A 9406-nucleotide genomic window follows, 5' to 3' on the forward strand; every position below is an offset into this window, starting at 1 on the left:
GAGAGCCGATCAGCCTTCGCGGCCAAAATCGCCGTAGATGAAGGCGCCCGGGCGATAGGTGGCCAGGGCGAGGCGTTTCTCGGCGAGGATCGTCACCAGATTCTTGGTGAAGTCGTCATTCTCGTAGCCGGTCTCGATCGTGGTCGACCAGCGGTCGAAGATCTGCGCCCCGGTGCGGAAGGCGCCGACCAGCACCTTGTCGAGGGTCATCGCCATCGAGGGCACGACCGGCAGGCCCCACATGGTGGCGCCGATGGTGCCCTGGGGCTGGCCGATGATGTAGCGCCCGGTGGTGTCCTTCAGAAGCTCGATCCAGGCCCAGTCGGCGGGGTGCATGACCACGCCATCGGCAGGCAGAAGCGCCAGCGAGGCCTGCAACATCATCAGGCGGATCTTGTCGATCGAGGTGGTGTCGGCGCCGGTCAGCGGGCTGACATAGGGCGTGGCCTGCGGGATGATGCCCAGCAGGTTCTGGCCGGTGCCGTCGCCATTGAGGATCTGGTTCTCCTCGACCAGGTCGAGACCGTAGGCGAGGCGGCTGTCGATCATCGAGCGCATGGCCGAGACATCGGACAGCACCTGGCGCGAGGCCTTCATCCAGTGGGCGATGACCTTGGCCGAGGTCGAGACCACTTCGAGGCGGAAGTCCGAGGAGGGCTTGGCCGCGCCTTCGGCCACCATGCCCGCGCCATTGGTGCGCGAATGTTCCTTCACGAACTCGATCGACTGGCCGTCCATGTTGCCCTGCGCCAGCAGCGCGCGGATGGTCAGCGGGCGCTGGGGCAGCTCGATGACGCCGGGCAGGCGCGTGGGCGCCAGCGCCGGGCCGATCGATCCGGCCGCGGCGGCGGTCGAGGTGGTCAGCGTTGCCTTGGTCTCGATCCGCGCCCGGTCGCCCCGCGCGAACCCGCCCTCGGCAAAGCGCTTGTACTCGTCGCTGTCGACGAAGGATTGCCCGGCCGTCTTCGCCTCGGCCGGGGCGTCCTCGCTGCCGCTCCGCGCGATCTTCTGCTCGATCTCGCCCAGTTGCGCCTTCAGCGCGTTCATGCCGGTCAGCGCCTCGTCGGCCTTTCCCTTCAGATCCTCCGACAGGGCCTCCCCGGCCTTCGCCTTGCCGAGGGCTTCCTCGGCCAGCGCCTTCACGCCGTCCAGCGACTTGTCGAGCGCAGATTTCATCTCGACCGCCAGCTCGGCGGCCGTTTTGGTATCATCAGCCATATTGGCCTCCTGTTTGGGTATCAGGCCGAAAGGCCCAGAAAGGCGCGCATGAACGCCGCGCCGTCATTTGCCGCTGTGGCCGGTTCCCCCGGCCCCTTGAGGTGGATGCGCGCGGCGCGCTCCGCCTGTGCGTTCGACAGGCCAAGTCCCTTGACCATCAGTTCGAACTCCCGCTCGGTCAGCCGGTCCCCGGCCTTGAGCTTGTTCACAACGTCGTCCATCCCATCCGACTTCACGGCAGAGATCCGCGCCCGCTCGTTCATCGGGAAGGTGACCGGCGAGATTTCGAAGAGGTCCGCCTTCTTGATGACACGGACATTGCCATCAGGCTCCGCTTCCCGGGTGCGATACCCGATTGAAAGGCCACTGATCACATCGGCCTTCATCAGGGCGTGGATCTCCCGCGCCTTCGCTACATCGAGGACGAGCCGCCCCTTGCCCCAGAGGCCTTTCGCATCCTCGGCCAGATCCTCCCACACGCCGATGGGCTGATACGGATCATGGTTCCACAGCATCTTGATGCTGCGACCGGATTGCCTGGCCTTGGTCATGCCCCCGACGAAGGCGCCCGGGGCGATCTTGTCGCCGCCGTTATCGACGTTTCCGAAGATCGCGGCATAGCCCTCGACGGTGCCATCGTCGGTCAGCGCCTTCAGCTCAAGCGCGAAATCACTGTGCTCCATTGTTCGTCTCCGCTTCCGTGATCGGCACGTTCTGCATCTGCATGCGCGGCACGTCGCCACCAACAACGGGCGGCATTCCCTCGAGGCCACGCACCTGATTGATGGTCATGGCGCCGATCTGCGTCATCGTCTGATAGTAGGTCGCCCGCTCGGCGCTGGAGCCGCGCAGCAGCGCCTCCATGTTCACGCGGACGGAAAGCCCTGCCGCGCGCTCGGCCGCGCTCAGGAGTTGTTTCGCAACCGCCTGTTCGATGCGCTTGATGCGCCGCCGCAAAGTGAACTTCTGGAAGATGAGGCCTTGCTGCTCGACGCTCGTCGGCCAGGCCGTCGATGCCCCTGCGTGGCCAATCATGACGGGCGGGACCGCGAAATATCGGCAGATCTCCTCCACCGAAAATTGCCGCGTTTCGATCATCTGAGCATCTTCCGGCGAGATGCTGATATGCTGGTAGTCAAACCCGCCCTCGGCAATGAACGGGCGGCCGGCGTTCATGGCGCCGAGATACTTTTCCGGAAGCTTTGCCTCCACCAGATCGCGCTGTTCTGCCGTCAACCACTTGTCGAACTTCAGCACGCCGCTCGGGCGCAGACCGTTCTTGAACATGCCGGCAGCCGCACGATCGGCCGCCAGCGCCGAGGAAAACGCCTGCCGCCCGAATTGCAGCGTGGACATGCCGCCGAGAGGATCGCCGCCGGGGCCACGAATATGCAAAACGTCGCGATCCGCGCCGACATGGGCTTTCCCGTCGCGGGTCCAGCGATATTCGAGAGCCCCGGAGGAGAGCCGCCGAACCGTAACCGCCTCGGGGTGGATCGGATAAAGAGCCACCACCCGCGATCCGTTGCGCTCGACCTGCGCGTAGCCATTGCCCCAAAGCTCGATGCTCAGGTTCAGATAGTCCCAGAAATCAAGTGCGGTCTGGTCGAAATTCGGGCTGTCGTAGATCACCGAGTGCAGCGGGTGCAGGTCCGCCAGCCCATCGACGCCATTTCCGCCGCGCCGCCGCACCTCGAATGGCAGGGACGAAATGGTGCCTGAAATCAGGTTGGCGCAGGCCCATACTGCGGACAATGCCATGGAAGACTGTGCCGTCACGATCTCCCCGGCATGGCCCGCGCCGCCCCCGAGAGCCGCCGCAAGCGCCCCATCCTCGACCTTGGGCAGCAGATTGACCGTGTCGGCTTTCTGCTCCACCGGCCGCAGCCACCCGGCGATCCGTTGTCCGATGCCCATCAGGAAGCCTCCAGGGCAGCGAGAAAGTCGTCCATGTTTCCACCTTTCTCGCCGACCGATCGCGCGGTCGCGGCCCCAACCGCCATCGCCAGGGCCACCGCCATGTCGATCCGCGCCGTCGCCTTGTGTTTCGTGAACCGCCGCAGGTCCGCCGGAGAGCGATCGAACGTGGCAGACATCACCGCAGCCCGAAGCGCCGGGTTCACATGCACCCGAAGCCGCTTCTCAAGGATCAGCGTTTCCAGCTCGTCGACGCTGCCCGGCATCCAGAGCGTGATTTCCTCGCCATCCTCGGTCTCGCGCTTCCGCTTGTTCCAGCCCTGCGGATGGTCGAGCATCGGCAGCGTGGCGCCCATGTCCCCGATGATCGCCTCAAAATCCGCGATCAGGAACGCGTCGTACGCCACGAAATCGAAGTCGAACCGCTCGACATCATCCAGCAGATCCTGCGCCACGAAATCGAGGCGGGTCTTCTTGCCCGGCGTTGCCGTCAGAAAGCCCGCATCGACCCACAGATCGTAAGGGGCCCCGTCCCGCTCGGCACGCGCCCGCAGCGTGTCGGCCGGCGTGTAGCCATGCACGAATGCCGCAAAGAGCGGCTTTCCATCCTCGGCAAACCCGTCCTCGAAGATCAGCGCCTTCGCCGTCAGGTCCGCCTTGGCCGAGAGGTCGAGCCCGGCACAGCAGCGGTGCCCGGCGAAATCGTCGAGGACCAGGCTGTGGTCCTCGATGGCCTCCCACGCCGCCCGGGAGATCCATGCGGACTCGGCGTCCGTCCACTCGCAGAAGTGCAGGCGGCGGATGCCGTTGGCCTTGGCCGGGATGTCTCGTGCCTGCTTGACCTGGAGCGCCAGATAGGCCGGCGTGATCGTCACTCCCAGCAGCGGGTTGGCCTTGATCCAGCAGCCCGGGTCGGTGAAGGGGTCGTCCCCCTCGTCCAGCGCGCAGACATAGCTGAAGGTCGTGTCGTCCTCGACATCGCCAGCCGCAACGGCGACCGCGTGCTTGCGCTCCTGCCAGCAGATGCTTTTCCGGTCGCTGCCGGAGTTGGTGATCATGATCAGCAACGGCTGGGTCCGGAACTTGAACCCGCGTTCCAGGATCTCGATCACCCCGCCATCCGGGTGCTCGTGAACCTCGTCGCAGAGCGCGAAATGCGGGCGAGGCCCCGAGCCCGTCTTCTTGGTCTCCCGCGACACCGGCCGAAAGAACGATCCGCTCTTCAGGTGGGCCAGGTTGTATTCCCGCCCCGGCCCGCCGCTCCGCCGGATGCGCGCGGAAAGCCTCGGCGCCTTGTCGAGCATGTTCACGGCGTCACGGAACAGGATGCTCGCCTGCTCCTTGGTCGCGCCTGCGGCATAGATCTGCGCCCCGGCCTCGCCATCGGCCACCAGCCCGTAAAGCCCGATGGCCCCGACCATCGGCGACTTGCCGTTGCCCTTGCCCTGCTCGATATAGGCCCGCCGGAACCGGCGGAACCCGTCCGACCGCTTCCATCCGAACAGCGAACCGCAAATGAACTTCTGCGACGGCTCCAGCTCGAACGGGGTTCCGTCGAACTGCCCCTCGCTCAGCCGCAGCACATCGCGGCAGAACCCGTAGAACCGTTCCGCCGCCGCCGTGTCCCATACCAACCCGCGCGCCGGCCCGTCCTCGAGGTCGCGCAGGTGGCGCCTGCAGGCATCCCGGACATGCGGCCCCGCCACGATCCGCCCGGCCGCCACGTCCAGCGCATAGGCCGTCGCGGGGTCAGTTGAAGTAGGCGTCGGCCGGGTCGTCATCAGGCTCCTCAGGTGCAGCCACCTTGCTTCTGTCTGACGGCGTGCCACCCATCGCAGAGAGGCAGAGACGGAATTGCGCGAGCGCGTTCACGCCCATCGCCGGGTCGGCCATCATCCGGGCGCGCAGGCGTGACGCGGTCTCGGTGATCGCCCGGTCGCTTGCCCCGAGCCACGGCATCTCATCCGCGAACATCCGCCAGGCCTCCTGCTCGATCTCGCCGAGATACGCTGGCGGGTCGCCGAGGCCCTTCACCTTCGGCGCCGCTCGCCCTTTGTGACGCTGCGGGTTCTTCGCGGCAGCGCCCGTTACCGCCGCCACATCGGCCGGCAGCCGCGGGTTTGCCATGGGATTGCCCTCATTCGTGGAACTGTGGATGCGAGAAGAAACCTCCCCACGCCGGTTGCCGCCTCCCCAGCCGGGAACTTTCAACACCCCCCCGGTCACTCAGGCCAGGTCGGCCACCCATCCTCACCGAAGCTGGGCCGCAGCCTGCGCCCCTGCGCCTCGGCCGCCTCACGCTCAGTCTTGGCCTTGTGGCAGTCCGCACAGATCGCCTGGAGGTTCCCCTCGTCATCCGTGCCGCCCTGCGCCTTGGGCGTGACGTGGTCGCACTCGGTCGCGGGCGTGACGCGCCCCGTGCGCATGCAGGGCTGGCACAGCCATCTGTCTCGCTGCATCACGCTCTTGCGGAGAGCCTTCCACCCTCGGCCATATCCGCGCTCAGCGGCGCTTCGCCTGTCTCTCCACTGGCCCGCCATTGGTTCAGCCCGCCTCGCCGGTGACGCGGATCATCAGCCAGCCCGCCGCCGGGACGGTCTCGACCGCGCCATCGGCATAGGTGATCTCGACCTCGGCGGCATAGGTGCCTGCCGTGCCGGTATCGCCTTCGGCCCAGGCGTAACGCACAATGCCGTCCGGGTCCTGTACCGTGGCGGGGGCGTCGATGGCCAGCGCCGCAGATGGGTCCCACCAGGGGCGCATCAGAAAGCGGACGCTCGCGCCGGTCAGCAGACCACTGCCTGCGGCATAGCCCGGCAGCTGGTACTCGAGCCCGGGTGAGGTATCGCCCCGCTTGATGGTGAAGGTCGTGCTCATTGCCATGCCCTCAGGCTGCCGGGGCCTTGCTGCCCGGTCAGGATCTTGCCCCTGCCCGGCGTGTCCCCGGGCCGTGCCCAGCGTCGGCCGGACACTTGCCCCTGTGTGTAGGCGCCGCCCGTGATGGCGACGGCCGAGGCGATGGCCCCGCCGCCGGTCCGGTGCGTCTGTGCGACTGCGCCGCCGGTCGCGTCGATCCGCGCCGCCACCGATCCGCCAGCCAGGGCATGGGTCTGGGCCAGCGTGCCGCCTGCCACCGTGGCCCGCGCCGCAATCGATCGGCCCCCGATCCGGTGGGTCTGACCGAGAGCCCCGCCAGTGATGGCCACCTGTGCGGCGATGCTACCGCCCGGAACCGCCGATATGTCCCCGATGGCGCCGCCGGTGACGGTCCCTTGCACCGTGACCGATCCGCCGCCGATGCTGTGGATCTGCCCCAGCGCACCTCCCGCCACGGCTGCCGGTGCCGATACCACGCCACCGCCTATGGCATGCGTCTGCCGCAGATCGCCGCCAGAAATAGCCGGGGCCGAAGCGATGGCCGATTCGCCCAACCGGTGCGTCTGCCCGACCGCGCCTCCGGAGATCGATCCAGCCGAAGCCACCGCCCCGCCGCCGATCTCCTCTGCCGTGCTGGCGCCCGGGGTCGCCACGCGCAGAATGACCACACCACCAGCGCCCGGAGATCCCGGGATATAGTTCCGCGTCGTGATGCCGGGGCCGCCATGGCCCGGAAGGCTGGGCGTCTCGGCCTCGGTCGGCACGTTGACGTCGAGCATCCAGACCCGGCCGGTGCCGCCCGCGCCATAGTCGACAGAGAGACCGGTGATCGCCGATACGATGCCGGGACCGCCGGGGCCTCCGGTCTCGGGATCGGCATCGCCGCCGTTTCCGCCCGCCCCACGCCCGCCGCCGGAATGCTTGCGCCCGCCGCTGACCCGGGTGCCGTCGCCGCCCCGATAGGAGGTCGGATGCGCTGCCCCGAAAATGCTGTCGTCCGCGTCCCGCGATCCGCCCCCGCCGCCATCGGTCGGCAGGATCGCCACGCCGCTGCTGAACCCGCCGCCATATCCGCCGCCACGCGCGGTCAGGCCAAGCGCGGAACTTTCGCCCCCGGAAGTTGCTTGCGAGGTGGTCGACGTCCCGCCTCGCCCGACCGTGATCGCCAGCGTCCCGGCCGGGACCGCCTGTGTGCCCACCAGTACGTCGCCGCCCGCCCCGCCGCCCGAGGCGCCGTAGCTGGTCGGGGCCGAAGCCCCGCCGCCGCCGACGATCAGGTAGTCGATATCGCCCGGCGTTGCGACGTCGATCTGCGCATCGAACGGGCATTCGTAAATGTCGAAACTGGTCCCCTCGACGGTGACCGTGGTCCTGGTCGCCCCGGTCCCGGAGACGGCCGAGATGCGGGCATAGGCCACCTCAGCCCCTCAGGTCGCGCCGGTATTGCACCCCGGAGGCCAGCATCAGGGCCAGCACGATCAGCACCGGCCACCAGAGCGCGGCCAGCACCCCGCCGGTGACATAGGCCAGATCCTCCAGCCCGTCCGACGGCGCGGCCCCGTAAAGCCGCCATTGCGCCACCTCCCACAGCACATAGCCCGCGAGCACCGGCAGCGCGGCCCAGGGGCCCAGCAGCAGCACCGGCAAGAGGCCGACGATCAGCGCATGCCCCGCCTGGTTGCGGGCATAGCCCCAGGGGTCGGTCAGGAAGGCGCTGGGGCTGCGGAAGAGATCGAGGATCAGCATCACGCCCCCGTCGCTTCGAGCGCCGCGATCAGATCGGCCAGCGCCTGCGCCTGCCGCAGCGGGGCCGCCGTCGCCTCCGACACCGCCTCGATGCGGGCGATGTAGCGGGTCTCGACGCCCTCGCGCAGGATCGTCGCGGGCTGGATCAGGTCGGTGACTGCCAGCGTGCCGAGCCAGGCAGCCCAGCTGTCATTCCAGGCAATCGCGGCGGCGTCGATCTGCGCCAGGGCCGCGCCGAAAGCGGCCAGCGTCTCGGGGCCGCCGAGCGAGGCCATGAAGGCCTCGGCCGCCGCGGGCTGTTTCTGCCCCTCGGCCAGTGCGGTCAGGCAGGCGAGCTTGGCCGCCCGCAGCGCCTCGATGGCGCCGTCGATCTCGCGCAGGCGCAGGTGGCCCGCGCTGTCACGGATGTAGCGCAGCGCATCGGCGGCGGTGATCACCGCCTCGGCCGCGCGCGGCATGGCGGCGGGAAAACGCGACAGGGCCATCAGGGCTCCTCCCAGGGAAACACGACATCCGGCCTCCGGCGCAGCGTCCAGCCGGACCACGGATCGCAGTCGATCTCGATCAGCCCGCGCAGCTTGGAGCGCAGGCGCGACAGGTAGACGGTCAAGAGGTTGGCGCCGCCCGCTTCGGGCCGGTCTGGCCAGAGTGCCGCCAGCAGGCTCTCGCGCGCCACGAACCGGCCCTCGCGGCGGTAAAGGATCAGAAACAGCGCCCGTTCCGTCCCGGTCAGGCGCCGCGGCCCCGACCAGCGGCCGACCGCCTCATCGGCCTGACCCGCCAGCTCGCGGACCAGATACATCAGGACCGGCACCGCTTCCTCGGGCGGCATCGCCGCGACGGCGGCCGCAAGCGCCCGGATCGGATCGCGGCCCGGATGCGCCATGTCACGTGGCCGGGGCGAACCCGATCTCGATGGCCGAGGTCAGCGACAGCGGGTTGCCCGCCGTCACCACCTGCGGGGCAGGCACCGGCAGGCTCGCCAGCAGCCGCGAGGTCGCCGCATCGACCAGCGCCCAATGGGTCGCCGTGCCCGTCGCGTCAATCTCGCCATCGGTGAAGGTCGCGATCTCGATCTTGCGGCCGCCTCCGCTGCGGTTTCCCTGGGCGCCAATGGTGGGCGCGGTCTTGGTCCCGAGGCTGTAGCTCTCGGCCTCGGCATAGCTCGCGGGCTCCTGCGAGCAGAGGTGCAGCACCGGGCTCGCCGCGTCGCGGATCTGCTGCAGGCCCGCGTCAAGAATGTCGGTCGAAAGGGTGGTCATGCGTGGCTCCTGTCAGTTTTTCTGGGGATAGGGCCGCCAGCCCGGCGCGTCAGGCGTGTTTGCCACGCGGGCCTGTGCGGCCCAGCCGCGTGTTAGCTATTGACTACGTGTTAGCTATGGGCTACATATTCCACATGAAGCCGATCACCTACAGACCCGCCGCCCTGAGGGCTCTGCGCAAGATGCCTCGAACCACCGCGAAACGGATCATCGCCAAGATCGAAGCCTATGCCGCCGATCCGGCGAGCCAGGCCAACAACGTGAAGGTTCTCAAGGGGCGGGAAGGGATCCGGCTGCGCGTCGGGGACTGGCGCGTCATCATGGACGACAACGGCGAGGTTCTGGACGTTCTCGAAATTGGCTCTCGCGGCAGCATCTACTGAAAG

Annotated in this window: 13 protein-coding genes; 1 reads left to right on the plus strand and 12 read right to left on the minus strand. The window is 68.2% G+C overall.

What is annotated here, in order from left to right; all coding sequences use genetic code 11:
• Positions 1 to 9: 9 nt before the first annotated feature.
• The 12 genes from C8N38_RS18470 to C8N38_RS18525 form a co-directional block, all read right to left on the minus strand.
• Positions 10 to 1218 carry a phage major capsid protein gene (locus C8N38_RS18470; protein WP_108028610.1) on the minus strand — a complete coding sequence of 403 codons (1209 nt, stop codon included), beginning with the start codon at positions 1216 to 1218 and terminating at the stop codon, positions 10 to 12.
• Between the two features lie 20 nt (positions 1219 to 1238).
• Positions 1239 to 1901, minus strand: coding sequence for an HK97 family phage prohead protease (locus tag C8N38_RS18475; RefSeq protein ID WP_108028611.1), 663 nt, complete (start codon positions 1899 to 1901; stop codon positions 1239 to 1241).
• Positions 1888 to 3135: a phage portal protein gene (locus C8N38_RS18480; protein ID WP_108028612.1), complete on the minus strand. Its 1248-nt coding sequence runs from the start codon at positions 3133 to 3135 to the stop codon at positions 1888 to 1890. Before C8N38_RS18480 ends, C8N38_RS18475 begins: the two co-directional genes overlap by 14 nt.
• Positions 3135 to 4916, minus strand: coding sequence for a terminase large subunit (locus tag C8N38_RS18485; RefSeq protein WP_108028613.1), 1782 nt, complete (start codon positions 4914 to 4916; stop codon positions 3135 to 3137). The genes C8N38_RS18480 and C8N38_RS18485 overlap by 1 nt, the downstream gene beginning before the upstream one ends.
• The gene (locus C8N38_RS18490; protein ID WP_108028614.1) at positions 4885 to 5262 is read right to left on the minus strand and encodes a hypothetical protein; all 378 of its coding nucleotides are present in this window, start codon (positions 5260 to 5262) and stop codon (positions 4885 to 4887) included. Before C8N38_RS18490 ends, C8N38_RS18485 begins: the two co-directional genes overlap by 32 nt.
• Before the next feature lie 95 nt (positions 5263 to 5357).
• Positions 5358 to 5594, minus strand: a complete 237-nt coding sequence (locus C8N38_RS18495; RefSeq protein WP_245895800.1) for an HNH endonuclease signature motif containing protein — start codon at positions 5592 to 5594, stop codon at positions 5358 to 5360.
• Positions 5595 to 5679: 85 nt separating this feature from the next.
• Positions 5680 to 6012, minus strand: coding sequence for a hypothetical protein (locus C8N38_RS18500; RefSeq protein ID WP_108028616.1), 333 nt, complete (start codon positions 6010 to 6012; stop codon positions 5680 to 5682).
• Entirely contained in the window at positions 6009 to 7430 is a 1422-nt protein-coding gene (locus C8N38_RS18505) for a glycine-rich domain-containing protein (protein WP_108028617.1), read from the minus strand. Before C8N38_RS18505 ends, C8N38_RS18500 begins: the two co-directional genes overlap by 4 nt.
• Position 7431: 1 nt before the next feature.
• Positions 7432 to 7758 (minus strand): hypothetical protein, encoded by a 327-nt coding sequence (locus C8N38_RS18510; protein WP_108028618.1) that lies wholly within the window; start codon positions 7756 to 7758, stop codon positions 7432 to 7434.
• Entirely contained in the window at positions 7758 to 8243 is a 486-nt protein-coding gene (locus C8N38_RS18515; protein WP_108028619.1) for a hypothetical protein, read from the minus strand. The genes C8N38_RS18510 and C8N38_RS18515 overlap by 1 nt, the downstream gene beginning before the upstream one ends.
• Positions 8243 to 8644, minus strand: coding sequence for a winged helix-turn-helix domain-containing protein (locus C8N38_RS18520; RefSeq protein ID WP_108028620.1), 402 nt, complete (start codon positions 8642 to 8644; stop codon positions 8243 to 8245). The genes C8N38_RS18515 and C8N38_RS18520 overlap by 1 nt, the downstream gene beginning before the upstream one ends.
• 1 nt (position 8645) lies before the next feature.
• A complete protein-coding gene (locus tag C8N38_RS18525) occupies positions 8646 to 9020 on the minus strand; it encodes a hypothetical protein (RefSeq protein ID WP_108028621.1) in 375 nt (124 codons plus the stop codon).
• A gap of 116 nt (positions 9021 to 9136) precedes the next feature.
• Between C8N38_RS18525 and C8N38_RS18530 the strand changes: the two genes are divergently transcribed.
• A complete protein-coding gene (locus C8N38_RS18530; RefSeq protein ID WP_245895801.1) occupies positions 9137 to 9403 on the plus strand; it encodes a type II toxin-antitoxin system RelE family toxin in 267 nt (88 codons plus the stop codon).
• The last annotated feature ends 3 nt before the right edge of the window (positions 9404 to 9406 follow it).

This window comes from Rhodovulum kholense (assembly GCF_003053725.1).
GTDB classification, from domain to species: Bacteria; Pseudomonadota; Alphaproteobacteria; order Rhodobacterales; family Rhodobacteraceae; genus Rhodovulum; species Rhodovulum kholense.

What these genes read in the sequence shown, in the direction of transcription:
- C8N38_RS18470 (WP_108028610.1), bottom strand. Translation starts at nt 1,218, where the DNA reads ATGGCTGATGATACCAAAACGGCCGCCGAGCTGGCGGTCGAGATGAAA.
- C8N38_RS18475 (WP_108028611.1), bottom strand. Translation starts at nt 1,901, where the DNA reads ATGGAGCACAGTGATTTCGCGCTTGAGCTGAAGGCGCTGACCGACGAT.
- C8N38_RS18480 (WP_108028612.1), bottom strand. Translation starts at nt 3,135, where the DNA reads ATGGGCATCGGACAACGGATCGCCGGGTGGCTGCGGCCGGTGGAGCAG.
- C8N38_RS18485 (WP_108028613.1), bottom strand. Translation starts at nt 4,916, where the DNA reads ATGACGACCCGGCCGACGCCTACTTCAACTGACCCCGCGACGGCCTAT.
- C8N38_RS18490 (WP_108028614.1), bottom strand. Translation starts at nt 5,262, where the DNA reads ATGGCAAACCCGCGGCTGCCGGCCGATGTGGCGGCGGTAACGGGCGCT.
- C8N38_RS18495 (WP_245895800.1), bottom strand. Translation starts at nt 5,594, where the DNA reads ATGCAGCGAGACAGATGGCTGTGCCAGCCCTGCATGCGCACGGGGCGC.
- C8N38_RS18500 (WP_108028616.1), bottom strand. Translation starts at nt 6,012, where the DNA reads ATGAGCACGACCTTCACCATCAAGCGGGGCGATACCTCACCCGGGCTC.
- C8N38_RS18510 (WP_108028618.1), bottom strand. Translation starts at nt 7,758, where the DNA reads ATGCTGATCCTCGATCTCTTCCGCAGCCCCAGCGCCTTCCTGACCGAC.
- C8N38_RS18515 (WP_108028619.1), bottom strand. Translation starts at nt 8,243, where the DNA reads ATGGCCCTGTCGCGTTTTCCCGCCGCCATGCCGCGCGCGGCCGAGGCG.
- C8N38_RS18520 (WP_108028620.1), bottom strand. Translation starts at nt 8,644, where the DNA reads ATGGCGCATCCGGGCCGCGATCCGATCCGGGCGCTTGCGGCCGCCGTC.
- C8N38_RS18525 (WP_108028621.1), bottom strand. Translation starts at nt 9,020, where the DNA reads ATGACCACCCTTTCGACCGACATTCTTGACGCGGGCCTGCAGCAGATC.
- C8N38_RS18530 (WP_245895801.1), top strand. Translation starts at nt 9,137, where the DNA reads ATGGGCTACATATTCCACATGAAGCCGATCACCTACAGACCCGCCGCC.